The following is a 26013-nucleotide window of genomic DNA, read 5'->3' on the forward strand; positions in this document are numbered from 1 at the left end:
TTGTTGACTGATTCAGAAGTTGTCGACCGGCTTTTGAAAATGTCTCCTGAGCTAGCTCAGGCTTACAAGTACTATCAAGAGCTTTTACTGGCTGTACACCGCAAGGATGCAGTCTTATTGAAGGAGCTCTTAAATGAGACCCAGGAACTGCCTGAGGTAATGAAAAAAGTCAATAAAACCCTGCTCGAACACTTTGATGAGATCGTCAACAGCTTCAAAACCTCATATTCAAACGGCCCGGTTGAAGGCACCAACAACAAAATCAAGGTTATCAAGAAGACTGCCTATGGCTTTAGAAACTTTGCCAACTTCCGCCTGCGTATTCTCCTGGCATTAAAGACCAGTTTTTTAAGCATGAATATGCGCAGAGAGATCAAAAAAGCCACCCGTCCCATTCAGGAACAGGCAGCTTGATCAAGCTATACCAATTTTTTGAAATTTTAAATATCATTCCCCATCAGTACCACTTGACGAAGAGCCAGTTTTTCATTTAAAAAGCCCCAACCTATCTGCTTTAGGTTGGGGCTTTTGAGTTCATACGATACATATTATTCGGTTTGGTAAATTTCCAGGCAGAACTTAGGAGCTCTTATTGCGGGATGATCTGACCTTTTAAGCGCCAGAATTCATTGTTCGGGACACTGGTAATATTGGTGTAGCTAACTAACTTGTTGAAGTCATCAACATGAGTCACGGTATTTTTACTTTCCTCTTCGGTCCAAGTGATCATTGCAAGCCCTTCTGCTAGATCCGTGATTTCGATCTCGAAATGATTGATCGTACCTGGGGCATAGAAACCATCTTCAACGACCGTGACTTCCAAATGGGTTTCATCGACGAAATGCAACTGATATTTTGAACCTTCACCAAAATCATACAAATATGTTTTGCCAATAATATTCTGTGCTGTCATAACAATCATCCTCCACCTATTTTTATCTTATCTCTACTGTACACCTTTCGCTTTTAACTTACAATAAGTAAGTGAATGTTTCTTAGTAAAAGAAAATACCTATAGATGGAGTTTTTCAATAGTCCTAATTTGAAATTTCAAAACACAAAAAATCAGCAAGCTATTTTTCCTTTAGCTCGCCTCTTCTATAATGACTAATGACATCAAATTTAATTTGAAAAAAAGCCAAACATTGCCGGCATAGAGGCAATGCCATAGCCAATTGCTTTTTGTCTCAGGGCGGCATTGTTAATACTGCCTTCTTTCATGTCGGGTTGAATAAAGTGGTAAATGGCTGTCATAACATTCGGCAAGTTCCTCCCGTTTTTCATGTAATGATCAGAGATACCCCGGCCTAATTGAGTGACTACTTTAATATAGGGCTCTTCGTTGTTGAGTTCGGTCGCACTTTTCAGCAAGAGTTCCATTAAATCAGGACATTTAGTCACTTCAGTGTCATCATAGGCTGTGCTCATCATGTCCATCAGCTTTTTTTCTTTGTTTTCACTCATCAGCAGCCCCGCCTCTTTTAGTTTATTATCCACATGGTATCACCTTTTACCCAAAGTCGATAATATTTAACCTTTCTTCATCCTGGCTTGATTTAAGCTAGAACAAATCATGACCATGGCTGCGCTATTGTTGTTCAAAAAATACATGGCCAGTCCAATCTTACAGTTAGACCTGGATGTTGAATGGATGATCATTCTTCCTGTGCTCGGTCTGGGTTCAAGCTAAGCTATGTTTACAAGGCCAGCGACATTTCGCATTAACTGATAAAATTACTCTCCAATCAACAACGTTGCACTTGCGTTAAAAAATTGAAATCTTTGATTAGAGAGATTTTTTACGCCATGTTACCGCCCCTTGGTTTGTGTTTGCTAGACTGAATAATTTTGGTTATAATAAATTATGTAATACGATCGTAAACAAAAGAGGCGATTTAAATGAGTAAGGCACCAATTAAAAATAAAACTGTTTCAACCCGTGTCACGTCAGAAGTTAGTGAGCGTGCCAAAGAAAATCTAGCTAAACAAGGTTTAACTGTTTCAGAATATATTCGTCTTTCATTGGTTAAAGCGGCCAATAATGAGGTACGCTTAATTAGTTTTCTCAATTCTCCTGAGGCTTTGGCAGCCAAACAAGAGGCTGAAAATGGCGCAGTGACAGAGATTGGATCTTTGGCTGATTTCGATGATTGGATCGAGCAACTAGATGAAGATGAAAATTAAGGCAACCAAAGCATTTGAACGAGAATTAAAACGGCTCAACAAAAAACAGTATCCAATTAAAGTATTAAAGCCATGTTTAGCAGCAATCATTGCACAAGATCGGCAAACTTTGAAACAGATCAAAGACCATGCCCTCCAAGGTAAGTGGCACGGATATCGGGAATTTCATCCTGCTCGTTATGGCAGCTATGGTAAGCAATATGATGGCTGGATCGTAGTTTATAAACTCGATCACGAAGAGTTGGTTTTATTGTTGGTCACCACTGGCCCACATGAAATTTTGACACAATAGGAAAGATAAAGCCCCTGATTTAGCTTATAATCAGGGGCTACTATTAACCCTAAATGTCTGCCTTTTTAATGATCCATTCGTCTTCAAGTAAGGTCCAAAGATAGCCGTCATGAAAACCGTCAGCCAATAACTCTACTGAACGTACTTCTCCGTCTAGGTGAAAGCCTGCTTTTTTTGCCACATGATTACTGCGATCATTGTCCTTAGCTGTTAAAAGCTCAATTTTGTGCAGGTTATATTCTTTAAAACCAAGATCACACATACCAGTCACTGCACGGTGCATGATACCTTTTCCCACAAAATCAGGACTGAGCCAATAGCCTATTTCAGCTTTTTTATTACTTTCATCAAAACTGTTAAAGCTTATCATACCAGCAATTTTGTTTTGGTAGAAAATGATCGTATCTAACGCTTTGCCGTTTGCATAATTCTGTAAAGCTTCTTTAAGTGAACCTTCTTCGTCTTCACTGCTTTTTACGAATTTTACCCAAGGTAACCAAGTACTTAATTCGGTACGGTCTTTATCAATCAAGTTAAAAAGAATTTCAGAATCTTGGGTTGGTCTTGGTATTGCAAGGCTGACTTCATCGTCAATTTGATATGTAAACATGTTTTTCCCCCGGTAGTCTCAAGAATATATTTATTTCTAATAATATAACAAGAGTGTATGGATAACAATGCTACAAATGAGTACATAAACATAAGGCCTACTACTCACAAATAGACCCAAAATTTAATTTCCTGCACCCTTTGCTTCTCTAGAGACAAATTCAGTTTCCAGCGCATAATTTGTCTAAGCAGAAATTCCCAAAATAAGTGTGTTTTTTCACCTGACTTTGAACTACCACCCTTTAAAAAGGGTGGATTCTGGGAACACAGCAAACTTGTCAGCTAGATTTCTCTAAACAGATAGCGGTCACTGCTATTTACCACGGCACGTCCCGTGCCTTATTTTTATAGGCACTAGCTTAGGCTAGTGCTTTTTCTTTTTCAATTTGAGCTAGTCCACGTTTAAGAATGTTTTGACTAGCATTAAGGTCACGGTCTAAGTGGGTTCCGCAAGTCGGGCACTGCCACTCACGCACGGCTAACCACTCATGTTGACTTAAACCATCAAATTGGTGGTTGTGTTGCCCACAAGCACTGCATATCCTGCTCGTATATTTCGGGTCTACTATGATTAGTTGTTTCCCGTACCAGTCGCATTTATACTGCAACATTCTGACCAAGTTTCCCCAACCAGCGTTGGAAATTGCCCGAGCAAGGTGGTGGTTTTTCAACATACCTTGCGTGTTGAGTTTTTCCACCACAATCACGTCGTAACCTTGCACTAATTGCGTGGTCAGTTTTTGCAGTTTATCGTTTCGGCGGTCACTGACCTGCCGTTTGAGCTTTGCCACTGTCAGACGGGCTTGTTGGTAACGTGGAAATTGACGCAAACTAGTACGTGGAAACAAGACCTTTTCGTGCTTATCAAAGGCAATTTCCTTGAGTGCGTTTTGGCGCCGACGAGCTGTTTTGCGCTCCCACACTCTAATTTGCTGTTTAGCGTCATTATCAAAATGCACCATGTTGACTTTTTGCCCGTTAGACAAAATCATCAAACTATCTAAACCAAGGTCGATACCGACAACCTGCTTTGTTTTGGGCTTGAGAACTTGTTTTTCGCTCTCAACCAAAACGATTGCGTAATATTGTCCTTGCGAGTTGATACGGACGGTTGCCCGTTTGACTTTGCCGGTCAAAATACGACCGGCACGAAAATAGACTTTCCCTAGTTTCGGCAGTTTCAAGTGGTGGTCATCAATGACTTTGATACTTTGACCGTTGTTTTTAGTCGTGTAGCTTTGCGCATAGTTTTTCTTACTTTTAAAGCATGGATAGCCATTACTTAATTTCTTGTTGAAGAAACGCTGAAAAGCGTCGTGCAGATTACTGTTAGTTGCTTGTAGTGCTGTGTTGTCCACGTCTTTTAACCACGGATATTCTGCTTTTAGCGTTGTTAGCATTAAGTCCATTGCATAATTATTTTGATACTTAGCGTTTGGATTATTCTTGTGCCTTGCACTTTGCCTAGCCAACATTTGGTTCCACACAAAACGGGTTGAACCAAAAGTCTGCTTAATTTGCTTAATTTGTTTTTGGTTTGGATATAAGCGCATTTTAAAAGCTTTCAAAGTCATTGATTTCACCGCCTTTTAATTTAAGATAGCACATTGTCAGTTCTAAGCAAGGCTTGACCGCATTTAGTGGTATTAGCGTGCTAAGCACGCTACGGCTATCCTTCCCCCGACTGAAGTCGGGGGCTTGTCGCCAAAATCTAAGTCAAAAATTTCAAGAAAGTTGATAATTCCCGTGGAAGCTTTCATCTTTGATTATTTCTTCCATTCTGAACGCAAAACACCGTATTTGATAGAGTCCCAGTATCTTCCCTGCCAGTAGCGAACCTGCCTAACCTCGGCTTCTTTTTTCAATCCAAGACTTTCTGCTAGAGCTATCATCCGATAATTTCCCGACCATGTTGTTAATCCTATATGTGGTAGTGGGACCGTCTCAAACAACTCGTCTATCCATTGTGTTAGAGCAGCCTTGCCTATACCATGTTTCCATTGGTCTTGCTGATACACGGTAAGGCCAACATCTAGCCATTGGTTTAATGGTTCATCGTCATAATAGGCAGAAACCATTCCCACCATTTGACCATCCACCCATATAACTTTACGAAAAGGGTTTTGCACATAGTTATTGTCCTTTGTTGAATCAACAAACTCCTTTTTTGCGGGTAGTTGATCGTGAAAGTACGGACCATTCCACTTTGTCCATTCAGCATTAGTGTCACTAAAAGCGAGGTTCCAAAAATCTGATAATTCGTTAGTTTTTAGTTCTTTTAAAGTAACTTTCATCTGCTCCTCCAAATTTTGTAATGTTTAATCATTTTAAATCGACCCCTTAATCACTTTTCCCTTGCCAGTTCTTCAGATAATGAACCTACTCGGTTAATGATAGAAACAAGACTATTTGCATTAGGAGAGCAAATAAAATTCGGCTGAAAAACACCACTTTTATTTGCACCATCTAGCTGTCCGACCCACACGCTTTTATATGCATGGTTCAACAAAATTGTGTCATTGGCATCATTACCGAAAGCTATATATTCCTTTTTTGGTAATAAACGTTGCAAGGTTGTATACTTATTAATTCCTGTCGCAGTCAAATCAAGATTGTTTTCCCCTTGATGCCTGATTATAGCTAGGCTAGTGTTGTTTTTTAACATTTTATACAAGCTGTCAAATAACGTAGGCTTTAAATTCAGTAAAATAATTTTAATTGGCTTGTTTATTTCTTCAATGGAAATATTTTCAGCAAAGTGTTCAGGGTCTAATTGCTTTAATATTTTGTTTTTTGGACTAACTCGAGCGGAGTAGTTCCAGGTATCATCAACAATGTAATCCAAGTTGTTTGCTGCGATAAGATCTTTGATGAGTTGGAAATCGTTTGATGCTATCTGCTCCATGGTTTCTATTTTGCCTTGGGCCGAAACGATTGAACCGTTACCGCCAATTAAAGTTGAGTTTTAAAAACCTCTTACAAGTGGAAGTAAGTCTCTAATGGGTCTGGCAGAAGCAAAAATGGCATTTTTACCATTATTAGAGATACTATTAATCGCTCTTACGATTGGCTTTTCAATTTTTTGACCATTAAAGCTGATTGTTCCATCAATATCAAATACAAATTTCATTTCTTCCTCCAAAAATAAAAGGGCCATTCACTCACAAATAAGCCTTCAAAGTTATTGTACTGAAACCAAAAAACTCACATAAGTGCGTAAAATGTCCCACAATAATTGCTGAAGCTTAATTATATCAAGCGGGTTCAGCCGCATAAAGAGGTTTTATTAATACAAAGGGCCAAAGGACAAAGACCTCGCTCAGTATCTTTGCTTAAAAATGACCGAGAAAAAAACACCCTCACGTTCACCTACATTCGCTATGCTCATCGCACAGACGTTTAAAAGTCCCCTTAATAAGCACAAGAAAACTTCGTGCAAACTTCTTAACTGCTAAAAGCTTCTAATCACCTGATATATGTACAAAGTTGTAAAAGCTGCTGCAATCAAAAAAACTAAAACCGACTTAACCTTCTTTTTTGAGATTCACCTTAAATTTGCTTAAGAAGGTAAAACAAGCAAATTTGAAGCATACAAAGCGAGTATTAAACTAATACCAAACAGCCCCAGTACTATATGTTTAGCAGTTTTAGGCCATACGTGTTTACCTGACCATGATGCTGGTAACTGAAATAGAAACATAATCGACCCAAAGGTATAAAAATACCAAAGCTGATCTTTTATTTCTAACAATCGTCTTACATGGCGTTCAACTACATTGCGTGCAGGTGCGCGTTGGTAGTAACTATCTTCAAAAAAGCCATGATAACCAACATGAACGTACTCAGATTTTTCATAAAAATAAAACTTTGCCGAATCAAATTTCGTTTGTCTTAAGTGCAGGTTAATCCCCAGGTTGATCGTAACTAAAACAACCAAGATAATAACTAAAAATAATGACCTTCGATATTTTTGAAAGCTTTGTTTTTTATCAAAATCGGCTTCAATTTTTGCAGATGCTCGTAAATAATTCAGGATTTTCATTAAAATACCTCTATTTATATTTTTAAATCTTAACAAAAAAGACTTACCATAAATCCCAGCTTCCATCAACAAAACACATCTTTAGTTCCCGTCCGCACCGTGGATGCACCGCTGAATAACCCCTTTGATCCAGACAAGAACAAGGTAACCGGCAAAGACCCCTAATGCATTGGCAATGACATCATTAATGTCGACCCAGCGGCTGGTCAGCTGCAGGTTATCCAAGATCAACTGGGTTGATTCGATCAAGCCCCCCACTACGATGCCCAACCCAGCACTTCGCCAAAGTGAAAGAGGTTTTCTGACTAGCAGAGCAGTAAAGACGCCAAATGGTACTGTCATCAACACATTCAAGTAAAACTGAATGTCCAGCATTTCCGCAAATGGTAACCAGATAAATGGTGCTTTTCCTAAATAAATATAGGGCACTGGATTATTGGCTGGGATCACCAGCGGTAACGTCGGCGAAAAGCAAAGGTAGCCGACCGCTAATATGTAAAAGATAAAAGCCAGCCAGAGAACGATCCGGACTGACTTCTTTTTTTGTTCCAAAATAATTACTCCAACTTTCTGCCTTTAATAACCCTTTTGCAGGTCAACTTCATTTCTAACCAGCGTGCCGTCTTGATGATACTGCCGGAGGTTTTCTTCAAAAATTTCCAGCACTCCCTCAACATAATTACTGTAAGAGCCCGAAACATGCGGAGTGATCAAAACATTTGGCATCTGCCACAAAGGGCTGTCTGCCGGCAATGGCTCTGGGTCTGCGACGTCTAACCCAGCCTCACCGACTTGCCCGTTTTCTAAGGCACTGATCAGATCTGCTGTCACTACGCTCGGTCCGCGTCCAATATTAACAAACAAGGGACTGCGCTTTAATTTGGCAAAAAACTTCTGGTCATAAAAGCCCTTCGTTTCCTTGGTCAGCGGCAAGGCGTTCACGATCACATCTGCCTGGACGATTGCAGGATCTGCAGCTTCACTGATCGGCAGAGTTGAGTTAAACCCTGCTGCCGCATGCCCAGAATGGTTGATCCCTATCGTCTCCATCTTGAAGGCCTGCCCCAATTCGCCGATCCTGCTGCCAATATGGCCAGTTCCAAAGACTACCATTTTCTTACCGGACAACAAGGTAAATTTACCAGCAGAAGGATCCCATTTACTATCAGCCTGATTTAAGACAGCTTCTTTTATCCCGCGCATTTGGCTGAGCATGATCCCAAAAACAGTTTCCGCGATCGGTTCAGCATGGATCCCGCTCGCATTGGACAGCAAGATGCCTTGGTGGGCAAATTTTGCTAGCGGATAATAGTCGACCCCAGCCGAAAAAGCCTGGATCCACTTCAAGCGCGAATGCGGTAAACTAAGGATCCGCTCGACCATTTCAGCCTTATTTCCAAGCACGATATCGACTTGGCTTAATTCTTCATCGGTTAAACTTTCATTGGCAAAAATAACTTGATCTTCGGTCCGCTCTTCAAACTGAGCGAAAGCTTCATTAGCACCTTCATGGATCAAGTTCCCGCCTAAAACTAAAATTTTCATTCCGGATCACCTCGTAAAATTCATTATACACTAACCCGCAAAAAGACTGCTAGAGAACGGCCTTGTGCCACTCTTTAGCAGTCTTTTCTAAATACTTTTCGCCTAGCGCTTGGCAGGTGCAGGTTCAAAGTGCGCGATATAAGGCTTTTTGTTTTCATTATAGCCAAACTGGTTAATTTGATTCGAGTCTGCTGTGTTCCAGTCGAAAAAGTCGAGTTCAGAATTCCAGACATTTAACATCAAGTACTGCAGGTTCTTCTTTTCATCCCGCAAAATCAGACTGTAACGCAACCCTGCTGGGATCTGGTAGTTATTCTCCCATTTCTGCACGATCGAAGCTAGCAGATCTTTTTGCTGAGTCCCCAGCGTAAAATAGCGAAATTCGTAGAAACCTTGCCACGTTTCTTCGCCAATTTCGTGTCTGGTCTCATAGTTTAAACCCGCATGAAAAACACTTTTCTGATTCGAGGAGTCTAACAGTAAGAATTTATTTTCATCCGTTACTGATTTGAGTAACTTTAAGTCACGGTCAGGATACTTCTCCTGTTGCAGGCGTAATCCTTTTTCCGGTCCAAAGGCGAGACTAACTTTTTCAACGGCCATAATAATTGCCCCTTCCATCTAACTGATTTCCACCTTTATTATAGCATTTTTATCCAAAAATTTAACCGTATGCCCATTTTTGCACAAGCAAAAAGGCAGGGCTAAATTTCAAGCAGCTCTGCCTTAACTGATTTATTTGTTTGGTACAAAAAGTTTTGGGACCCGGTCAGCTAACAGCCAAACAACCAGCATGGCAGCTAGAGCCTCAGGGATCATATAGGTCGCATTATAGATCGTGGAATAAGCAAAAACCGACTGGCCTTTAGGTGTGTACTCACCGTAAAAGACGATCCCGGAAATCACGTTATTGACATAGGCCATAAAACCGCCGACAAAACTAGCAGCCAAGCTATACCAGAAAATTTTGCCATGTTCCCGGTTATCAGCTGCTGCTTGGAAAGGACGCGCAAAAAAGCCGCACAAGCCGACCGTGCCAAATGACAAGACATAATCAAACAAAACTTGGATCGGATTCAGGAACGAACCGCCAAACATCAACTGCACAACACCGCAGATCACACCAGCAGCACACCCCCACAAGGGTCCGCGCCGCAATGAAAGAAAGATCAGCGGCACTAAAACTAATGAAACACTGCCGCCTTGGGGCATTCTGAAGACCACGATATAACTTAAAACGATCGACAAAGCTGCCATAATGGCAGTTTCGGTCAAAAGACGAGTATTGCTTTTGGTTTGTGACATAACTTCTCCTCCTAAACAATGCCCAGCCATTATTTTACGGCCAAGCTGAAAAAATAAAAATTTGAAAAATAGCTAAAGTCAAGATTGCAGCGAAGTAATTCCATTTTGGGATCTGAATAACCAGATAATGTGTGCGCGGCTGATTTTCAGCAAAGCCATGTGAGGTCATTGCTTCAGCTAAACTTTCTGACCATTTCAGTGCTGCCAAGATCCCTTTAAACATCAGCTGCGGCGACCAGAAATGCAAAGTGATCCCCCGCATCTGTGCACTAGCCTTGATCGTCGTCACTTCACTTCTGATTTTAGGAACAAAATTTAGCGCCGCTAGCATGCCGTAGACAAATGTCGTTGGCAGGTGTGCGTTTTGTTCCAGGGAGGCAAGCGTTCGACTCACTGTGGTCGAAAAGGTGAAGATCGCACCTAAAAATGAGTAGGCGTAGATCCGCGTTGCCAAGACCCAGGCATAGTGCAGTTGATGATCGACAGCAAAATATGCCATCGAAAACCAGACTCCAAGCGCAGGCAAGAGCGGAACTAAAAGTAACCGCAAATAGGTCCGCCAGCCGGCATGCTTGTAGACTAACACCACGACCCCAACGATGATCACCAGCAGATTCGCAGTGATCACGCGGGCAAACGACAATTCGATCCCGCAGACAAGAACTACGGCTAATAAGACTGTTGGATTCATAGCGTCGCCTCGTAAGATAATTCTTTGTGATCTAATTTGATATGGTAATCAGCATACTGGGCGAGATTGGTCAGCTGGTGGCTGATCATGATCACTGTTTTGCCTTCGGTTTTCACAGCTCGCTGCAAATAACCCATGATCTTGTTAGCTGAAACTAAGTCCAACCCAGTTAATGGTTCATCTAGCAGCAAGGTCGGCACGCCCAACAACAACATCAATAAAATTTGCAGTTTGCGTTTCTGCCCCTCGCTTAACTGGTAGACGACCTGTTCTTGCCGACCGGCTAGGTCCAAGTCAACCAGGGCAGCTTGAACCTGGTCTTTGGTCCAGCCATTTGCCAAACGATTTTTCAAGCTCAATTCAAGTTCTTCCTTAACGGTCACTTGCATAAACTGACTGACAGGATTCTGAAAAACCAAAGCAACTTTTCGGTTATAATGTTTGGCCTTTAGTTTGGCAATTTCTTGTTCATGCCAGGTCAAGGACCCTCGATAGCCTTGAAGCTTAGCGATCGCATTGAACAAAGTAGACTTACCGACACCGTTTGGACCGGTAAAAACCGTTAAATGTCCCTGAAACAATTGGAATTGTTTTTGGCTGAGCAAATTTTGCTGATAGCCTGTGGCAAAATCATGCAGGGCAAATTCCACTGGCCCATCTTTCTGAGGCAAATCAACCGCCACTGCTTGGTGCTTTTGCTGATCAAAGGCTTTAAAACGTTGAGCTCTTTCTGCTGGGTCAGCCAGGTGGATCTGTTTTTTTGCAGGATCCAAAACATACAGATAGTCGGCTACAAATTGATAGTCAGTCAGGTCATGATCAGAAATGATGACTGTTTTGCCCTGCTCTGAAACTAAAGCAGCCAATCTTTTAAGCAAGAACGCCCTGGTTTGCGGGTCCACGTTGGCAAAAGGTTCATCCAATAAAATAATATCAGCGTCTAATGCCAGAATTACCGACAAAGCTGCACGCTGCTGCTCACCACCCGATAAAGTGGTAAATTTACGGTCGGCAAACTGCGTTGTTCCAGTAAATGCCAAAACCCGTTCAAGTCGAGTCGGGATCTCAGCTGGATCCGTGCGCAAATTTTCTAAGGTAAAAACCAACTCTTCGCGCGGTGTCGGCATGGCAAACTGCTCAGACGGGACTTGAAAGAGCAAGGCAATTTTTCGTGCCCGTTGTGTAACTGACATTTGCCCGACATCCTGTCCGTCCAGCAAGATTTTTCCTGCCAACAAGTGCCCGGTAAATTGCGGAAATAACCCGCATAATAAGCGCAGAAAAGTTGATTTGCCTGACCCAGACGGTCCAGTCAACACGTTAAAAGTCCCTTGGTCAAACCTGAGCTGCTGGTCTTGCAGAATTTGCTGTCCGCCTTGAACATAAGAAAAAGTTAAATCAGTAACGTCAATGTAACTCAATTGGCTTCTCCTCTAAGTTATTCAGCCCGAAGCATGTGCGAACGTTCCAACAACTTCACGACTGCATGGACCAGTAAGGCGCCAAATAGCCAAATTGAGAGCAGACGGGTAAAGAACAAAGCAATGATCATCCATAAGTGATAGGCGGCATAACCTTGCTGGAAAAGATCCCAGGTAAAAGTCACGATCGTGGTGGTCAGAGCTGATAAGGATAAACTGACCATATCGTAGCGTTTGTAGGCGGTAAAAGTGAAGCCAAGTTCAGAGCCGATCCCCTGAATAAAGCCGGAGATCAGAGTACTGATCCCCCACTGGCCGCCCATGATGGCTTCCACCGCAGAGGCTAAAATTTCACCGATCGTGGCGGAGCCAATTTTTTGCAATAGGCAGGCAGCTAGCGGGGCTGCCAAGGTCCACAGGCCTAAGATCAAATCGTTGCCAAAAGGTGCAAGACCTAGTGGAGTCAAGGCGACGCTTAAAGCGTTATACAGAAAAACTACTCCGAAATACAAGACACCAGTCAGGATCGCCACTAGTGTCAGTAAGATCACATCCCGCAAATGCCAGGCGTTGTTACGTGTTTTGTTCATTTCTCTCTCCTCACCACCTGAGAGGCTGCCAGACTGAGAAAACGCCAAAGATGCCCGTAAACGCGGACTGCAAAATCATAATAAAAAAATCTCTCCTGGCAGAATCCACCAAAAGAGATCATTAATTATCATTAACATTCGCGCAATGCGACCAGATAAAACTGACTCCCTTCGCCGGTATTAACCGTATCAGGTTCAATGGGTCTTTTCTCAGCCTAATGGCACCCCAGATGTTTTTAAATTTTAAAATAACAAGTGTAATAATAAACCTTGTCCAGCATAAAAGCAAATACTTGCTCTGCTGTTGGCGAGAAATAAAGCTAGTTTTTAAAACTATGGATCGGCGCCGGAATCGTACCGCCCCGCTGGATCATTTCAGCAGCGCCTGCCTGGTTAACTGCCATAATTGGAGCGTGCCCGAGCAGACCGCCAAATTCAACGGTGTCTCCCACGCCTTTGCCCGGCACTGGGATCACCCTGACCGCAGTTGTCTTGTTGTTGATCATCCCAATTGCCGCTTCGTCAGCAATCATCGCACTGATCGTTGAAGCCGGAGTATCGCCCGGGATCGCAATCATATCGAGACCGACAGAACAAACGGCTGTCATTGCCTCAAGCTTTTCGATGTTCAAACTTCCAGCGGCGGCTGCTTTGATCATGCCTGCGTCCTCTGAAACGGGGATGAAAGCACCAGAGAGTCCGCCAACATGACTGCAGGCCATGATCCCGCCCTTTTTGACGGCATCATTTAACATTGCCAAAGCCGCCGTCGTGCCGTGGGTCCCAACAGATTCCAGGCCAATCTCTTCCAGGATCTGAGCAACCGAGTCACCAACAGCCGGGGTCGGTGCCAGCGACAGGTCAACGATCCCAAATGGAAAACCCAACCTTTCAGCAGCCAAAGTACCAACTAACTGTCCCATCCGAGTGACTTTGAAAGCAGTCTTCTTGATCGTTTCCGCCACGACATCCATCGATTGTCCTTTGACCTGTTCTAAAGCTGCTTTGACAACGCCAGGGCCTGAAACACCAACGTTAATGACAACATCGGGTTCACTCACTCCTTGAAACCCGCCCGCCATAAACGGATTATCCTCAACGGCGTTGCAGAAAACGACCATTTTGGCATTGCCCATCACATCCTTTTGGGACGTCTCGACAATGATCTCGCCCATTTGTGCGACGGCATCCATGTTGATCCCAGAACGAGTTGAACCGACATTGACCGAAGCACAGACAAGCTCAGTTTCAGCCAAAGCCTCGGGCAAAGACGAAAGCAGCGTCCGATCGCCTTTCTGGAAGCCTTTTTGGACAAGAGCCGAGTAACCGCCGATAAAATCGATCCCGATTTCATGTGCTGCACGATCCAAGGTTTTGGCATATTTAACATAATCATGGTCGTGACTGGCGGCAGCAACGATCGCAATTGGAGTCACGGTTACCCTTTTGTTAATGATCGGGATCCCGTACTCGTTTTCGATTTGCTGTCCAACTTTAACCAGATCCCGCGCGGTAGTGGTAATTTTTTCATAAATTTTACGACAAGCAATGTCACTATCACTGTCTATGCAATCTAGCAAAGAGATCGACATCGTAATAGTGCGGACATCCAAGTTTTCATCGGAGATCATTTTGATCGTTTCAAGAATATTTTCAGTTTCCATGAGTGACTTCCTTTCAAAACGAATGATATTCTGACAAGGTCAGCTCAGACCTTTTTCTAGCAGCTTCTTTGACCAAGTTGGCTCCAGACTTTCCTCGTCTGGTTCCTTCTTTGGTAAACTTGGAACCAGACTTCCCCTGTCTGGTTCCTTCTTTGACCAAGTACTCTCCACATAAATGCTATCAATGGAATTTTTTACAACTGGTGCATCGACCGATAAAGCTGCTCGTTTCGGATGTTGATTTCAACACCCAACTCTTGCCCCAAGTCGTTTAACTGCGCAGTCAACTTCTGAAAATCTGCAGTATCAGGCAACGCAACCATCATCATCATCGTAAAGTTGCCGCCCATGATCGTCTGTGAAACATCTAAAATATTAATTTCATGGTCAGCCAAATACCGACTGACTCCGGCAATAATGCCAACTTTATCTGTCCCAATTGTTGTTAAGATCGCCTTCATAAGATCTATCCTTTCTGTTCGTTAGTGACTTGACTCGCTCCAGCTGGCCGACGGATGAAGGCCAGGAGTACCAGCAAAAGAAGATGTGCCCCAAAGAACACTATAAATGTTTTGTCATACCCCAGCATCGTGATCAGCCATCCGCCGGATAAGGGGCCCAATGCCCGACCGAGTGAACCTGACAAGCTGCCTAAAGACTGAATCGTTCCCCGATCTCGATCTGTTGCATAGCGGTTCAACAGGATCGGGATCGCGGTCAAAGCCAGAATTTCTCCGACCGAGACAAAGGTGATCCCTAAAACGAATTGCCAGTATAATTGGGCTGAAGCAATTGTCAAATAGGAACAGGCAAAGAAAATCACGCCTAACACGACCCGCATTTTGTCAGAGCGAAAAGTATTTGAAAAAAGCCTAGTCAAGATCGGCTGCAAGACTAAGATCTCAACCGTGCTGATCGTAAATAACATGCTGTATTTACGCACGGAGATCCCCATATCAGTCATCAAAACTGAAACGTTGCTGTTCCACTGCTCGTAACAGATCCAAATCGTGATCATAATCAAACAGACCAGAAAAATCGCCAGTAAATTGCTGAATTCTTTATGGGATCCTTGGGTCAGCTGGGGCGCAGTTTGTTTGACGCTGAAATCTTGAAATTTCAACCTGATCAAAACAACGGTAGTGGTAAAAAGCAGCGCGGCCAGTCCAAAAATCAAGCGAATGTTGATATCAAACAAATACCCCGCTAGCAAGGTTGAAATGGCCATTCCGATATTGGCGAACCAATAGCCGTTATTAAAGATATTCGCATCGCTTTTTTGCAAAAAAGCCAGGTAGCCGTTGACTGCCGAATTCAAAATGCCCAGACCAAAGCCATAGAAAGCAAGCAAGATCGGGTACAGCGGCCAAACTGGAAATGCCGCCAGTAAGCAAAGTGCCCCGACTACCAGCCCACCGCCAGTATACATGGTTGCCTTTTGGTTCCACGCATCAAACATGCGGCCGCCGGCGAGATTTCCCAGCGTCATCGCCCCCGAAAATCCCAGCAGCACATATCCAGCAACAACTAAACTTTTGCCTAATGAGTTATGTACAAAAAGTGTCGTGATCGGCATGATCAGCCCGATCCCCATATTGACAAACATATCCGCTAACAAGACGAACTTATTCTTCACACAACATGATCTACCTTCCATTACACAGCTAAGTGTATGATTTTTTACTATTGTTGCTATCGTACTGACTTATTGCTAATTTTGCAACAGCCAGTTATAGTTATTTACAAATATACTCTCTGGAGGTGTTTTTATGTTTACATATCAAATCGATGAGGAAATCAGCCTTGCTCTCCCACGCCCTAAACTCGACGCACAACCGTTATTTGAGTTGGTCGATGAAAGTCGCAGCGAACTAGCACCTTGGCTGCCTTGGGTCCCCAAAATGCAAGCTGCTGCTGACGAAGAGGCTTTCTTAACTACAGTGGTCCAGCATTTTGCGACCGGGGAATCATTGAATGTTGTGATTTTGTACCAGGGTCAAACCGCAGGGATGATCAGCTTTAATCGTTTCAACCCACTAGCCCAGAGTACCGAGATCGGCTATTGGCTAGGGACGAAATACAGTCACAAAAACATTATGCACCGCGCAGTAGCCGGGATGTGTGCTATCGGCTTTCAGGATTATCAGGTCAATAAGATCGTCATCGAAGCCGCGGTCGAAAACGCCCCCAGTAATCAAGTCGCTAAAAAAGCCGGTTTTCATTTGGACGGAACCATGCGCGCCAATGAATTGCTGGCTGACGGTTACCATGACGGCAATGTCTGGTCGCTTTTAAGATCGGATTGGGAAAAACGTGAGGAGAAAAGATAATGGTACTGAATTTACGGGTCACGTTAACTGAAAAATCTACAGAGATCCTTTTAGACCAGCACAGGTTGACTATCACAATTACCCAGTCTGACCTTAAGCAAACGCCCCAACCGACACAGGCGATTTATCTGACAACTGCCAAAAACCAAGTGGATCTGATCACAGAAACAGCACCCACCGCTAAGGACCTAAAGAAAACACTGATCGTGATCAGCTCAACAGATTGGCAGACCGAACCAACCTATCTTAAACGTCAGCTGATTCAAGCTGCCCATCAGGCCGGCCATTTGACCGAACTAGAGGAAGAAAAAATTCCCCAAAACCTGGCAGCTCTGACAGCTCAAATCTCACAAGATGTCCAACTGGTTTTGCAAAGGTTTGGCTATAGCCTCGGGCAGGATCAAAAGAAGAAAGGCGGCAAGCCACGGCACAAATGGACTAAAGAGATTGCTGCTATCCCCTTTTATGTGGATCATTCCGACAGCAAAGCCACCGTTTTCTGGCAAAAGCGCACTGAAATGCTGATCAAGGCCGGCGCCAAACTCAAAACAGAAGTGCCTTTAAATAAAGACGGCAGTGTCGGCTTTTCAGCCCGCTTTGCGCAAAAATTACGCAGTGAACATCAAGCTGAGTTCAAAGATGGTTATACGACTGCAGATATTGTCTTGAAAAGTGTCAATGAGGTCGGGCTATTCTTATATTTTGCCGGAACAAACAGCTGGCTGCAGCTCAAAGATGAGAACGGTAAATCGATCAATGAATGGACCGTGGTCAGTTGATTCAACTATTTTGTTAATTTCCCTTGACATCTTCTTTTGAACGTCTATAATGGAATTCAACATTAAATAATCATTAAAAACAAAGAGCAGACTAGTAGTTGCAGACGCATTCAGAGAGTACCTGGTGCTGGGAATGGTATATGTTGTTTTGCAGCGAATCACACCTGTCAGTTGATTTTCTGAAACCTTACAGTAAGAAATTCCGGTTGCCCCGTTAGCGCGTGAGTTTGATCATATTAAACTTAGTGAGTTCATTTGTGCGAGCAAATGATAAACGTGAGGTGGAACCGCGATACGTCGTCCTCTTAGGCTTTTGGCCTAGGAAGGCGGCTTTTTTATTTTTCCGGCCTTATCGTAAAATTTAATGTGAACAAACTCGCCGAGGTTGCATGTGCGAGCATGTAACGAAAAAAGGTGGGACCACGACAGCAGTCGTCCTTTTGTATCAGTTTTGATGCAAAAGGACGGCTGTTTTTATTTACCCCAGCCGCTGCTTTCAAAAAAAGGAGGATCTTTATGAACTATATTGAACAAATTGCTCCATCGCTCATTTCAGGGGCTTGGATGTCTCTCAAAATCTTTTTCTGGACCTTAGTTGCTTCTATTCCCTTAGGTATCATCGTCAGCCTGGGCCTGACTTCTAAATTTAAGCCGCTAAAAGCCGTCTTGAAGTTTTACGTTTGGATCATGCGTGGCACACCTCTGTTGCTGCAGCTGATTTTTGTCTTCTACGGTTTACCGATCGTGGGCATTATCTTCCAACGTTATGATGCGGCTATTTTTGCTTTTATCTTGAATTACACTGCTTACTTTGCAGAAATTTTTCGGGGCGGCTTCCAGGCGATCCCAGCGGGTCAATTCGAAAGTGCCAAAGTTTTACGTTTGACCAGAACTCAAACACTGCTACATATCGTGATCCCTCAGGTGGTCAAGATCGTGATCCCTTCAATTGGAAATGAAGTTGTGAATCTGGTCAAAGATACCTCACTCGTTTATGTGATCGGCCTAGGAGACTTGCTGCGAGCAGGAAACGTTGCGACCGCCAGAGATGTAACGCTGATCCCATTAGTCCTCGTTGGGGTGGTTTACCTGTTCATGACAGGAATTGCTGCCTACGCACTGCGGAAGGTCGAACAACACTATGCTAAGTGGAAGTAATGAGTACTAACCTTCTGAGCGCCCCGCTCCACTCTGTTTTCTTAGTCGAGCTACATCAGGCAAAAGGTTCCGCCTAGCTAACTTCGTCATCATAGTGCAAAAACCGCACTATAATGCCAAAGTCTGCTAGTGCTCACCTTCTGGGCGCCTGATTCCGCTCTGTTTTTCTTAGTCGAGTTCCACGAGGCAGAAGATTGCGCCTAACCTACTTCATCCAACAATGCTGAAAACCGCATTATCGTCTGAAGTCCGTTAGTGCTCATCTTCTAAACGCCTCGCTCCACTCTGTTTTTCGATAGGAGGAATTTTCATGCTTGAATTAAAAAATATCACTAAAACTTTTGGCTCACGTACTATTCTCGATCACCTCAACCTCCAGATCCCCTCGGGCGAGATCTTGGCTATCGTTGGCCCTTCTGGTGCCGGCAAAACTACTCTTCTGCGTTGCCTCAGCGGTCTTGAAGTTCCTGACTCAGGTTCCTTCTTGCTGGATGGTCAGGCTTTTGACCCAGCTAAGCCAGCCAGCAATGAACAGATCACTGGTGTCGTTTTCCAAGACTATCAGCTTTTTCCTAACCTGACTGTTCTGGATAACATCACCCTGGCTCCTAAACTGGCTTTAAAGCAAGATAAAACTACTGCTCAAAAGAAAGCCAAAGAACTGCTGAATAAACTTGATTTAGCCGGCAAAGAAGACTTGTATCCCTACCAACTTTCCGGTGGTCAGCAACAACGTGTTGCCATCGTGCGTGCCTTGGCGATGGAACCTCAAGTTCTCTGCTACGATGAACCAACATCTGCTCTGGATCCGGCTTTGCGCGAAAAGGTCAGCCAAATCATTTTGAAATTGAAAAATGATCAAATGACCCAAGTCATCGTGACCCATGATATGGATTTTGCCAAACAAACTGCTGACAAGATCTTCACTGTCGAAGCCTTAGACGCCAAAGGAGGGACCGCTGTTTGAAAAGGAAAAATCTATTCACCTGCCTTTTAGTCCTAGCCTGCACAGTAATTTTAAGCGGTTGCGGGGTTTCGATCGGCAAAAAGGCAGACCAAACCGACAACTGGAGCCAGATCAAACAACGCGGCTATGTCACAATTGGTGTTGACGACACCTTTGTCCCAATGGGCTTTCGGCAAAAAAATGGGCAGCTGGTCGGCTATGATGTCGATCTCGCCAAAGCTGTCTTCAAACTCTACGGCGTCAAGACAAACTTCCAGACGATCGACTGGGCAATGAACGCAACTGAATTAAAAAACGGTACGATCGACCTGATCTGGAATGGCTTCACAAAGACTCCAGAACGCCAAGCCAAGGTCGCCTTTAGCCGCACTTATTTGAGAAATGACCAGGTCCTAGTCTCGCTTAAGAAAAACCACATTAACTCTTATGCAGATATGACGGGTAAAGTTTTAGGAGCTCAAACCGGTTCTTCGGGCTCCAATGATATTAACAAGTACCCAAAATTATTAAAAAACCGGATCAAAGACCATGACCCAGTCCTGTATGAATCTTTTACTAACGCCTTTATCGATCTCAACTCTGGCCGGATCCAAGGGCTTTTGATCGACAGCAGCTATGCTGACTACTACATTGCCCATCAGAAAAATCCGGGGGACTTTCAAACGATCCGCGGCGCCTTCCCGCCTGAAGCATTCGGTGTCGGCATGCGTAAAAGTGATGACCGTCTCCGCCAAAAAGTCAATGCCGGTCTGAAAAAACTGGCAGCCGATGGCACGTTAGAACGCATCAATCAAAAATGGTTTGGAGATCAAGCCGATTCGCCTTTACTGCAAAATAATAAATAAGTACAAGAGCCGCTGCCTACACAAAATTAGGCTAGCGGCTCTTATATTTTCATATCTATAGATGCTGGATAAAGTTATCCAGGAACCTGGACAAATCATAGGATATTATCTAGTTGGTTCGAAGGCTGGTTACAAGTCAGGCGAAGTTTGCTCCAAATGGAATCAGTCTGGCTTAATGTCAGGCATAGTTTGCTCCAAACGGAATCAGTCTGGATTAATGTCGGCCGAACTTTGCTCCAAACGGAATCAGTCTGGATTAAAGTCAGGCGAGATGGATTCAGTTGGTCGCATCTTTACCCAACATACTGCTAAACGTTGGCAGTATGACTTTTTGTTTGCCTAACTGTAAATAACTACCAAAAAACCCGACTGCAACAGCACAGCCAGGTCAAGCGTAAAACTAATCTTTTTCTTTAAATTCGCCTTCAAGAACCGAGTCATCGTCGTGGTCGTGATGATCATGATCATCATAAGGCTGATCAGGCATGATGATTGCAGCCAGCCAGTACAGTAACAGCCCGCCGATCACATTGCCAGGGAAGATGATCAACACCGCCCCGATCAGCCGGACGATCGTTTTATCCCAGTCGAAGTACTCTGCCAGGCCGCCAAAAACGCCGCTGACAACTTTTTCGCGCGATTTAGTTAACTTTTTCTTTTCTTTCATTTTTATCCGCCATCCTTTTTTGCTTACTGATTTTCCTGCTTAGCTGTAAACACCTTGTCTAAACTTTCCTTATAGTCTGTCCACATCCGATATACCTTCGCCAAATGCTCTTCACCACTCTCAGTGATCTGATAGTACCTGCGATTTCTACCTTGGAACGGCTGGTCATAAGTTGTTAGATAGCCATCCTTTTTTAGCCGCCGCAACACTGGATACATTGTTGATTCTGAAATAGAAATTGCCTTTTGCATCTCTTGCGTTAAAGCATAGCCATAAAAGTCTTCTCGGTCCAGTAAGGCTAAGACCAATCCATCAAGCAGATCAGCGGTTACTTGAATTTTCATACCAATTCTCCCTTTCTTCGCTAGCTTCTGCTTAACGGATCACGTTGTCACCCGTGTTATTCTTAATGTTTAAAACATTTCGTGTCAAACCGCTGCGTAATGTTCCGCCATTAGCGTGATTACTGAACAAATTATTGTCTGAAGTCTCGCCTGTTGTGCTGACATAACCACCTGCTTTGACACCATCAATGATGTTATCTCCATCATCATTATTAACCGTATACCCATTTGTCACAGTACTTTGCGCAATTTTAACATCACCATCGGACATATCGACCTTACCGCCGTCCAAAGCAACATTATGCATGGCAAGGTCGGCATCATTTTGCTGGATCTCCACGTTTCTCAAAGTTCCGTTTTCTACCAGTACATCATTATCATCACTCGTGATCAACCCGCCTAAAAGAATTGTATTATTCAAACGGATCTCCTCACCATCGCGAAGCTCAACATTGGCTTTATCAATGTTCATGTTATTCAAAACTAATGCACCATGCGAACCGAGTGCTTCTAAATTGGCTGTACTGAGTCCGATGATCTTAGTTGAACCATTATTATTTAAATTCCGCACTTGTTCCAACTTCACGTTATCTGGAACCTCGATAATTACCTTGTTTCTAACCTTCTGTGAACGATCATGCCAGCGAAAACCGATCGAGGCCCGTTGGCTGCCGGAGGCTTTTTGTCTAACTGTCACCCGATCGTTTAACACCTTGACAGATGGGCGCGCACTCTTTTGCCCGACATACCGGACACGATAGTCATCACCTCTACGGATCACAACATTCGCATTGCCAACATTACTATCAACCTGTTTAAACTCTCCTACGGCATATTCCTTTTGAAAATTCGCTTTTGCACTATAAACAACTGGCCGCCAATTGTTGAAGACCACGTCTTTTGCGCCACGGGCAAAACCGCCAAATACTAAGCAAATCACACCAACAACTAAAAAGATCCAACCCCACTTAAAAACTTTCTTCATTATTTTCTGCCTCCCTTACTGTTTCCGTATTTGCGGTAAACAAACCGGGAAAAATTAGCGATTCCTTGAATTAGTGCTGAGCACAACCAGTACAGCAGCGGAACCATGATCATTACAACAGCCGCGCCTGTCAAAGCTATCCCAACATAAAACAGCCCGACAAATGGAGCGCTAAACAAGAGTCCTAGACCCGCGTATAATGCCAAGCCAGCGGCAACGATCGCAGCTGCGATCATTACAACTAAAGTGATTGCCAATCCCAGCAGAATTCCGCCGATAATGATCAGGAAAACTAAGGCGAAAAAACCAACTGCCAAAGTGAATGGTGAGGTGATGATCGCAAGCAAGATCAGCCAGATCATCTTCGAGTTAGATTGCGGCGAAGCAAATTTTCCGCCCTGTGCCTCTTTTTCACTCTTTTTGATCGATTCATCTGCGAGGATCATCCGGCTTAACTGCCGCGGCGACCCTAATTCCTTTTCAATTTCTTCTCTTGTCTCTAACCCAGCATCGGAAATATATTCATCATAGTATTGCAGAACATTTCTTTTTTCCTCTTCACTTAACCCAGTCAAATAATCTTCCAAGTCAACCAGGTACCTTGATTTATCCATTGTGTACTCCCCCCTGCATCTGACTGATCATTCCAGATTTAGTGCAGTTCTTTAACTTCTGACAATATTATATAGCGTATAATATAGAATGTAAAGCAATAATATTTATCTTTCTGGCAAAATTTTGCCCAAGCAGTCCTTTTCATTGTCATAATAGCATTTAACCCGCTCTATTTTCAAAATACACGACCGCTTTTTGCACAAATAAATGCCCTCCAAAAGTTGGAAACCGATTGCAGTACCAAAGTTGGTCAGTTTCGGTTAAAATATAAGTCAGGAAGCAAAATTTATCATTGAAAGGATGCTTTTTTATGGATGCTGCATTAACTGGTTTTACGAATATCCAAAAACTTGATCCAGATATTATCGTCGATTTACGCTATGCCACCACTAACAACTTTACTGGCCACGTCATTTATAACTTTAAGGTCGCAATTGCACGGACGGGCACAGCACAGAAGCTTGCCAAGGCCAGTGCACTTCTCAAAGAGCAAGGTTACCGGCTCAAGGTCTGGGATGCTTACCGTCCAACCGAAGCCCAAGAAAAACTTTTTGAAGTTTACCCTGATCCTGAATTCGTGGCACCTTCAAATCCTAACTACAGCCACCAAAAAGGGGTCACTTTCGATCTGACCATGACATTTGCCGATGGGACAGAATGTCCGATGCCGACCGGCTTCGATGACTTCACCGGACTCGCTCGTCGGTCTGCAAAATGGCCCGAAGAAGCAGCTAAGTACCATCAGATCCTGGATGCTGCGATGAAAGAAGCAGGTTTCATCGGGTATGAAAGTGAGTGGTGGGACTTCCGCGACTCCCAAATGGATGAATATGGTCCGCTTGCTGCTGACCCTAACGATTACAAATAAGCTCCAAGTCAGCCTCCCGCTAAATGCAGCGGGGGGCTTTTTCGTTTGTCTCCATCAAAAAAGCACTGCTTTGCTCACGATAAGAACTATCATGTGCAAAGCAATGCTATTTTCAGGTTATTCATGCAATTCCAAAGGTAAATGATCTGGGTCAAAGAAGAAGGTCATTTTTTCACCAGTAAAGGTATCATGACGGATCGGCTCACACTCTATGCCCTTTTCTGCCAGTTCTTTGACTTTTTTCTCGACGTCAGCAACATGAAAGGCCAGGTGTCGCAAGCCCGCAGCTTCCGGACCAGTCACGCGGTTAGGAGCATCAGGCTTGATAAACAATTCAAGGACCACTGGCCCACAAACCAGGTGAAATAAAATATCTCCTTTATCTGGCCGCTGATGGCGGTCCTGAATTTCAAAACCCAGTTTGTGCACGTAAAAATCCAGTGCGGCTTGTTCGTCGTGACAGATCACTGCAATATGGTCGAGCTTGTTTAAATTCAAGTCAAAGCCTCCTATTTGTCCCGCTAAGTGAGCGCAAATTATCCCTTTGCTTTGGCTTTTGATCAGTTCAAAAAAACTCTGCCATAAGAACAGAGTTTCAGTTTAGCCAATGCAACTAAATTTTTATTCGTAAAGATCCTCGAGCGTTTCATCAACCTTCTTGATCTTTTGCCCAATTTCTTTAACAGCATTAACGCTGTCTTGATATTCAGGATAAGTCATATCAATTGAATCCAAGCAAGTTTTAACACTATTCTTGATCTTCGTTTCACTGGCCTTGCCCTTTTTAGTTAATTCAATATAAACTTTGCGGCCATCTTCAGGGACATGTGTCCGGTTGACCCACTCATCTTTTTCCATTCGTTTTAAGAGTGGTGTCAATGTTCCTGTATCCAGTTTCAAGCGCGCACCGATCTCCTTGATCATCATCGGACGCTGTTCTTCCCACAAAACCAGTAGCGTCAGGTATTGCGGGTAAGTCAATTTGAATTCCTTTAAAGCTTGGGAATAAAATTTAGTATAAAATTTTTGTGCCGAATAAATTGCAAAACAAAGTTCATCTTCAATATGGTCAGGTTTATATTCTTTCATTAAATTTTCCTCCCCATTACAATAACAAGCTCTCTCTTCATTGAAATCGCAGTGCTCATTTTAAGCTGCGTCAAGCAGAGATCCTCACTTTTTGACGCTTTTATTTTGGATCCACAACTACCGCTCTGCGCGGTTCTGTTCCTTGAGAATAAGTCTTAACGTGCTTATTCTCAGCCAAACTTTTATGGATCACCTTACGTTCGATTGCCGGCATCGGATCAAGCATCACCGGTTCACCCGCTGCGATCGCATCACGCGCAGTTTTTTGTGCTAAATGGTCTAATGTTTCAGCACGACGAGCGCGGTAATTTGCCACATCCAAAACAACTCTCACGCGGTGGTGGATCCGCTTATCCAAGAAATCTTGCGCTAGCAGCTGCAAGGAATTTAAATTCCGTCCGCGCTTGCCGATCAGCAATCCTTCCTGTTCAGTCTCAAAATCATAATAAACAGTATGTTTTTCTGGAGTCACACTGATAGTAGCGCTGATCCCCATATTCTTGGTAACTTCTGCCAAATAGTTGCCCAGATCTACCAGCACTTCATCAAAGCTGGCTTCTTTTTCCCGGTGACTTATTCTAGCAGGCTGCTGAGCTTGCGGCTGAGTCTTTGGCTCTGCTGCTTTTCTTAGAGGCTTGTCCTCTTTCTTGCTTTGTTCAGGCTGCGCATCAGCTGCAGTGTTTGCTTGGAGCGGTGTCTTTTCTTCCTTGACAGCATCCTCCTTGACCGAGAGCTCAACCTCAGCAAGCTGCTTGCCAATTCCCAAAAAGCCTTTTTTACCGCTCGAAATAATTTGGACATCTACTTGTTCACGAGCTTTGTTTAAATCAGCCAAGCCTGCAGTAATTGCTTCATCGACTGAATTTCCTGTATATTTCGTCGGTGTCCCCTCCTGTCATTTTCCTTTTTTCTTTAAAAAATAATCACGTTTATTCGTGATCAACATAATTTAGTATAACACAACACACTTTTTTGAGATACGAATTTTATAGCTGATCCGGCTTTTAAATTCAACATTTTGGC

At 43.5% G+C, this 26013-nt stretch carries 33 protein-coding genes, 2 pseudogenes, 1 riboswitch and 1 other annotated feature; of the genes and pseudogenes, 10 read left to right on the top strand and 25 right to left on the bottom strand.

What is annotated here, in order from left to right; all coding sequences use genetic code 11:
• The coding region (locus LFYK43_RS05710; RefSeq protein WP_174713969.1) for a transposase at nt 1-414 on the top strand (414 nt) is incomplete at its 5' end.
• 175 nt (nt 415-589) lie between these two features.
• Here LFYK43_RS05710 and LFYK43_RS05715 read toward each other — a convergent pair.
• A complete protein-coding gene (locus tag LFYK43_RS05715; protein WP_124976310.1) occupies nt 590-913 on the bottom strand; it encodes a MoaF-related domain-containing protein in 324 nt (107 codons plus the stop codon).
• A 209-nt stretch (nt 914-1122) separates the two neighbouring features.
• Complete coding sequence (locus LFYK43_RS05720; protein ID WP_124976312.1) at nt 1123-1497, bottom strand: bacteriocin immunity family protein; 375 nt, start codon at nt 1495-1497, stop codon at nt 1123-1125.
• 402 nt (nt 1498-1899) lie between these two features.
• Between LFYK43_RS05720 and LFYK43_RS05725 the strand changes: the two genes are divergently transcribed.
• On the top strand, nt 1900-2184 hold the full coding sequence (locus LFYK43_RS05725; RefSeq protein WP_124976314.1) for a plasmid mobilization protein: 285 nt from the start codon (nt 1900-1902) through the stop codon (nt 2182-2184).
• On the top strand, nt 2174-2476 hold the full coding sequence (locus LFYK43_RS05730; protein ID WP_124976399.1) for a type II toxin-antitoxin system RelE/ParE family toxin: 303 nt from the start codon (nt 2174-2176) through the stop codon (nt 2474-2476). Before LFYK43_RS05725 ends, LFYK43_RS05730 begins: the two co-directional genes overlap by 11 nt.
• A gap of 49 nt (nt 2477-2525) precedes the next feature.
• Here the strand turns inward: LFYK43_RS05730 and LFYK43_RS05735 are convergent, their stop codons facing one another.
• The 16 genes and pseudogenes from LFYK43_RS05735 to LFYK43_RS05810 all read right to left on the bottom strand — a co-directional run bounded on the left by LFYK43_RS05735 (nt 2526) and on the right by LFYK43_RS05810 (nt 15979).
• Nucleotides 2526-3086, bottom strand: a complete 561-nt coding sequence (locus tag LFYK43_RS05735; protein ID WP_124976316.1) for a GNAT family N-acetyltransferase — start codon at nt 3084-3086, stop codon at nt 2526-2528.
• A 358-nt stretch (nt 3087-3444) separates the two neighbouring features.
• Nucleotides 3445-4659, bottom strand: coding sequence for an RNA-guided endonuclease TnpB family protein (locus LFYK43_RS05740; protein WP_124976318.1), 1215 nt, complete (start codon nt 4657-4659; stop codon nt 3445-3447).
• A gap of 192 nt (nt 4660-4851) precedes the next feature.
• Complete coding sequence (locus LFYK43_RS05745) at nt 4852-5379, bottom strand: GNAT family N-acetyltransferase (RefSeq protein WP_124976320.1); 528 nt, start codon at nt 5377-5379, stop codon at nt 4852-4854.
• A 50-nt stretch (nt 5380-5429) separates the two neighbouring features.
• A pseudogene (locus tag LFYK43_RS05750) lies at nt 5430-6242 on the bottom strand (HAD-IIB family hydrolase).
• Between the two features lie 402 nt (nt 6243-6644).
• Nucleotides 6645-7193, bottom strand: a complete 549-nt coding sequence (locus LFYK43_RS05760; RefSeq protein ID WP_124976326.1) for a hypothetical protein — start codon at nt 7191-7193, stop codon at nt 6645-6647.
• 15 nt (nt 7194-7208) lie between these two features.
• Nucleotides 7209-7679: a VanZ family protein gene (locus tag LFYK43_RS05765; protein WP_124976328.1), complete on the bottom strand. Its 471-nt coding sequence runs from the start codon at nt 7677-7679 to the stop codon at nt 7209-7211.
• 24 nt (nt 7680-7703) lie between these two features.
• Nucleotides 7704-8672: a phosphoglycerate dehydrogenase gene (locus tag LFYK43_RS05770; protein ID WP_124976330.1), complete on the bottom strand. Its 969-nt coding sequence runs from the start codon at nt 8670-8672 to the stop codon at nt 7704-7706.
• A gap of 102 nt (nt 8673-8774) precedes the next feature.
• Nucleotides 8775-9293 carry a hypothetical protein gene (locus tag LFYK43_RS05775; RefSeq protein WP_229717978.1) on the bottom strand — a complete coding sequence of 173 codons (519 nt, stop codon included), beginning with the start codon at nt 9291-9293 and terminating at the stop codon, nt 8775-8777.
• 114 nt (nt 9294-9407) lie between these two features.
• Nucleotides 9408-9977 carry an energy-coupled thiamine transporter ThiT gene (gene thiT, locus LFYK43_RS05780; RefSeq protein WP_124976332.1) on the bottom strand — a complete coding sequence of 190 codons (570 nt, stop codon included), beginning with the start codon at nt 9975-9977 and terminating at the stop codon, nt 9408-9410.
• 34 nt (nt 9978-10011) lie between these two features.
• A complete protein-coding gene (locus LFYK43_RS05785) occupies nt 10012-10668 on the bottom strand; it encodes an energy-coupling factor transporter transmembrane component T family protein (protein WP_124976334.1) in 657 nt (218 codons plus the stop codon).
• A complete protein-coding gene (locus LFYK43_RS05790; protein ID WP_124976336.1) occupies nt 10665-12089 on the bottom strand; it encodes an ATP-binding cassette domain-containing protein in 1425 nt (474 codons plus the stop codon). Before LFYK43_RS05790 ends, LFYK43_RS05785 begins: the two co-directional genes overlap by 4 nt.
• A 17-nt stretch (nt 12090-12106) precedes the next feature.
• A complete protein-coding gene (locus LFYK43_RS05795) occupies nt 12107-12679 on the bottom strand; it encodes an ECF transporter S component (RefSeq protein ID WP_124976338.1) in 573 nt (190 codons plus the stop codon).
• Between the two features lie 148 nt (nt 12680-12827).
• Nucleotides 12828-12918, bottom strand: a riboswitch (TPP riboswitch).
• Nucleotides 12919-12999: 81 nt separating this feature from the next.
• Nucleotides 13000-14343, bottom strand: a complete 1344-nt coding sequence (locus LFYK43_RS05800) for a PFL family protein (RefSeq protein WP_124976340.1) — start codon at nt 14341-14343, stop codon at nt 13000-13002.
• A gap of 13 nt (nt 14344-14356) precedes the next feature.
• A complete protein-coding gene (locus LFYK43_RS12535; protein ID WP_158609195.1) occupies nt 14357-14503 on the bottom strand; it encodes a hypothetical protein in 147 nt (48 codons plus the stop codon).
• 34 nt (nt 14504-14537) lie between these two features.
• The gene (locus LFYK43_RS05805; RefSeq protein WP_124976342.1) at nt 14538-14804 is read right to left on the bottom strand and encodes an ACT domain-containing protein; all 267 of its coding nucleotides are present in this window, start codon (nt 14802-14804) and stop codon (nt 14538-14540) included.
• 5 nt (nt 14805-14809) lie between these two features.
• Nucleotides 14810-15979 (bottom strand): MFS transporter, encoded by a 1170-nt coding sequence (locus tag LFYK43_RS05810; protein ID WP_124976344.1) that lies wholly within the window; start codon nt 15977-15979, stop codon nt 14810-14812.
• 133 nt (nt 15980-16112) lie between these two features.
• Here LFYK43_RS05810 and LFYK43_RS05815 point away from each other — a divergent pair, with 133 nt between their 5' ends.
• From LFYK43_RS05815 to LFYK43_RS05840, 6 genes are all read left to right on the top strand, one after another.
• Nucleotides 16113-16673, top strand: coding sequence for a GNAT family N-acetyltransferase (locus tag LFYK43_RS05815; protein WP_124976346.1), 561 nt, complete (start codon nt 16113-16115; stop codon nt 16671-16673).
• On the top strand, nt 16673-17452 hold the full coding sequence (locus tag LFYK43_RS05820) for a hypothetical protein (RefSeq protein ID WP_229717979.1): 780 nt from the start codon (nt 16673-16675) through the stop codon (nt 17450-17452). Before LFYK43_RS05815 ends, LFYK43_RS05820 begins: the two co-directional genes overlap by 1 nt.
• Before the next feature lie 73 nt (nt 17453-17525).
• Nucleotides 17526-17760, top strand: a binding site (T-box leader).
• A gap of 208 nt (nt 17761-17968) precedes the next feature.
• Nucleotides 17969-18610, top strand: coding sequence for an amino acid ABC transporter permease (locus LFYK43_RS05825; protein ID WP_124976348.1), 642 nt, complete (start codon nt 17969-17971; stop codon nt 18608-18610).
• A gap of 310 nt (nt 18611-18920) precedes the next feature.
• Nucleotides 18921-19577, top strand: a complete 657-nt coding sequence (locus LFYK43_RS05830) for an amino acid ABC transporter ATP-binding protein (RefSeq protein ID WP_124976350.1) — start codon at nt 18921-18923, stop codon at nt 19575-19577.
• Complete coding sequence (locus LFYK43_RS05835) at nt 19574-20422, top strand: amino acid ABC transporter substrate-binding protein (RefSeq protein WP_124976352.1); 849 nt, start codon at nt 19574-19576, stop codon at nt 20420-20422. Before LFYK43_RS05830 ends, LFYK43_RS05835 begins: the two co-directional genes overlap by 4 nt.
• A gap of 61 nt (nt 20423-20483) precedes the next feature.
• A complete protein-coding gene (locus LFYK43_RS05840) occupies nt 20484-20765 on the top strand; it encodes a hypothetical protein (protein WP_124976354.1) in 282 nt (93 codons plus the stop codon).
• Nucleotides 20766-20822: 57 nt separating this feature from the next.
• Here LFYK43_RS05840 and LFYK43_RS05845 read toward each other — a convergent pair whose 3' ends face one another.
• From LFYK43_RS05845 to LFYK43_RS05860, 4 genes are read right to left on the bottom strand one after another with little or no spacing between them, the layout of a single operon-like run.
• Nucleotides 20823-21089 carry a PspC domain-containing protein gene (locus LFYK43_RS05845; protein WP_124976356.1) on the bottom strand — a complete coding sequence of 89 codons (267 nt, stop codon included), beginning with the start codon at nt 21087-21089 and terminating at the stop codon, nt 20823-20825.
• 23 nt (nt 21090-21112) lie between these two features.
• Nucleotides 21113-21433 carry a PadR family transcriptional regulator gene (locus tag LFYK43_RS05850; protein WP_124976358.1) on the bottom strand — a complete coding sequence of 107 codons (321 nt, stop codon included), beginning with the start codon at nt 21431-21433 and terminating at the stop codon, nt 21113-21115.
• Between the two features lie 31 nt (nt 21434-21464).
• Complete coding sequence (locus LFYK43_RS05855; RefSeq protein ID WP_124976360.1) at nt 21465-22418, bottom strand: DUF4097 family beta strand repeat-containing protein; 954 nt, start codon at nt 22416-22418, stop codon at nt 21465-21467.
• Nucleotides 22418-23032 (bottom strand): DUF1700 domain-containing protein, encoded by a 615-nt coding sequence (locus tag LFYK43_RS05860; RefSeq protein WP_124976362.1) that lies wholly within the window; start codon nt 23030-23032, stop codon nt 22418-22420. The genes LFYK43_RS05855 and LFYK43_RS05860 overlap by 1 nt, the downstream gene beginning before the upstream one ends.
• 311 nt (nt 23033-23343) lie before the next feature.
• Here LFYK43_RS05860 and LFYK43_RS05865 point away from each other — a divergent pair, with 311 nt between their 5' ends.
• Complete coding sequence (locus LFYK43_RS05865; protein WP_124976364.1) at nt 23344-23901, top strand: M15 family metallopeptidase; 558 nt, start codon at nt 23344-23346, stop codon at nt 23899-23901.
• Nucleotides 23902-24018: 117 nt separating this feature from the next.
• Here the strand turns inward: LFYK43_RS05865 and gloA2 are convergent, their stop codons facing one another.
• The 3 genes and pseudogenes from gloA2 to jag all read right to left on the bottom strand — a co-directional run.
• Nucleotides 24019-24399, bottom strand: a complete 381-nt coding sequence (gene gloA2 / locus LFYK43_RS05870; protein WP_124976366.1) for an SMU1112c/YaeR family gloxylase I-like metalloprotein — start codon at nt 24397-24399, stop codon at nt 24019-24021.
• A 123-nt stretch (nt 24400-24522) separates the two neighbouring features.
• Nucleotides 24523-24990 carry a MarR family winged helix-turn-helix transcriptional regulator gene (locus tag LFYK43_RS05875; protein ID WP_124976368.1) on the bottom strand — a complete coding sequence of 156 codons (468 nt, stop codon included), beginning with the start codon at nt 24988-24990 and terminating at the stop codon, nt 24523-24525.
• A 100-nt stretch (nt 24991-25090) separates the two neighbouring features.
• Nucleotides 25091-25855 (bottom strand): annotated as a pseudogene (jag, locus tag LFYK43_RS13045) (RNA-binding cell elongation regulator Jag/EloR); the annotation flags it as partial.
• Nucleotides 25856-26013 lie beyond the last annotated feature (158 nt).

Source organism: Ligilactobacillus salitolerans, from assembly GCF_003864415.1.
In the GTDB taxonomy this organism is placed as follows: Bacteria; Bacillota; Bacilli; order Lactobacillales; family Lactobacillaceae; genus Ligilactobacillus; species Ligilactobacillus salitolerans.

Excerpts from the sequence above, each read along its gene's own strand:
- LFYK43_RS05715 (WP_124976310.1), bottom strand. The coding sequence starts at position 913 with ATGACAGCACAGAATATTATTGGCAAAACATATTTGTATGATTTTGGT.
- LFYK43_RS05725 (WP_124976314.1), top strand. The coding sequence starts at position 1,900 with ATGAGTAAGGCACCAATTAAAAATAAAACTGTTTCAACCCGTGTCACG.
- LFYK43_RS05730 (WP_124976399.1), top strand. The coding sequence starts at position 2,174 with ATGAAAATTAAGGCAACCAAAGCATTTGAACGAGAATTAAAACGGCTC.
- LFYK43_RS05735 (WP_124976316.1), bottom strand. The coding sequence starts at position 3,086 with ATGTTTACATATCAAATTGACGATGAAGTCAGCCTTGCAATACCAAGA.
- LFYK43_RS05740 (WP_124976318.1), bottom strand. The coding sequence starts at position 4,659 with ATGACTTTGAAAGCTTTTAAAATGCGCTTATATCCAAACCAAAAACAA.
- LFYK43_RS05745 (WP_124976320.1), bottom strand. The coding sequence starts at position 5,379 with ATGAAAGTTACTTTAAAAGAACTAAAAACTAACGAATTATCAGATTTT.
- LFYK43_RS05760 (WP_124976326.1), bottom strand. The coding sequence starts at position 7,193 with ATGGAAGCTGGGATTTATGGTAAGTCTTTTTTGTTAAGATTTAAAAAT.
- LFYK43_RS05770 (WP_124976330.1), bottom strand. The coding sequence starts at position 8,672 with ATGAAAATTTTAGTTTTAGGCGGGAACTTGATCCATGAAGGTGCTAAT.
- LFYK43_RS05775 (WP_229717978.1), bottom strand. The coding sequence starts at position 9,293 with ATGGAAGGGGCAATTATTATGGCCGTTGAAAAAGTTAGTCTCGCCTTT.
- thiT (WP_124976332.1), bottom strand. The coding sequence starts at position 9,977 with ATGTCACAAACCAAAAGCAATACTCGTCTTTTGACCGAAACTGCCATT.
- LFYK43_RS05785 (WP_124976334.1), bottom strand. The coding sequence starts at position 10,668 with ATGAATCCAACAGTCTTATTAGCCGTAGTTCTTGTCTGCGGGATCGAA.
- LFYK43_RS05795 (WP_124976338.1), bottom strand. The coding sequence starts at position 12,679 with ATGAACAAAACACGTAACAACGCCTGGCATTTGCGGGATGTGATCTTA.
- LFYK43_RS05800 (WP_124976340.1), bottom strand. The coding sequence starts at position 14,343 with ATGGAAACTGAAAATATTCTTGAAACGATCAAAATGATCTCCGATGAA.
- LFYK43_RS05805 (WP_124976342.1), bottom strand. The coding sequence starts at position 14,804 with ATGAAGGCGATCTTAACAACAATTGGGACAGATAAAGTTGGCATTATT.
- LFYK43_RS05815 (WP_124976346.1), top strand. The coding sequence starts at position 16,113 with ATGTTTACATATCAAATCGATGAGGAAATCAGCCTTGCTCTCCCACGC.
- LFYK43_RS05820 (WP_229717979.1), top strand. The coding sequence starts at position 16,673 with ATGGTACTGAATTTACGGGTCACGTTAACTGAAAAATCTACAGAGATC.
- LFYK43_RS05825 (WP_124976348.1), top strand. The coding sequence starts at position 17,969 with ATGAACTATATTGAACAAATTGCTCCATCGCTCATTTCAGGGGCTTGG.
- LFYK43_RS05830 (WP_124976350.1), top strand. The coding sequence starts at position 18,921 with ATGCTTGAATTAAAAAATATCACTAAAACTTTTGGCTCACGTACTATT.
- LFYK43_RS05840 (WP_124976354.1), top strand. The coding sequence starts at position 20,484 with ATGCTGGATAAAGTTATCCAGGAACCTGGACAAATCATAGGATATTAT.
- LFYK43_RS05845 (WP_124976356.1), bottom strand. The coding sequence starts at position 21,089 with ATGAAAGAAAAGAAAAAGTTAACTAAATCGCGCGAAAAAGTTGTCAGC.
- LFYK43_RS05850 (WP_124976358.1), bottom strand. The coding sequence starts at position 21,433 with ATGAAAATTCAAGTAACCGCTGATCTGCTTGATGGATTGGTCTTAGCC.
- LFYK43_RS05855 (WP_124976360.1), bottom strand. The coding sequence starts at position 22,418 with ATGAAGAAAGTTTTTAAGTGGGGTTGGATCTTTTTAGTTGTTGGTGTG.
- LFYK43_RS05860 (WP_124976362.1), bottom strand. The coding sequence starts at position 23,032 with ATGGATAAATCAAGGTACCTGGTTGACTTGGAAGATTATTTGACTGGG.
- LFYK43_RS05865 (WP_124976364.1), top strand. The coding sequence starts at position 23,344 with ATGGATGCTGCATTAACTGGTTTTACGAATATCCAAAAACTTGATCCA.
- LFYK43_RS05875 (WP_124976368.1), bottom strand. The coding sequence starts at position 24,990 with ATGAAAGAATATAAACCTGACCATATTGAAGATGAACTTTGTTTTGCA.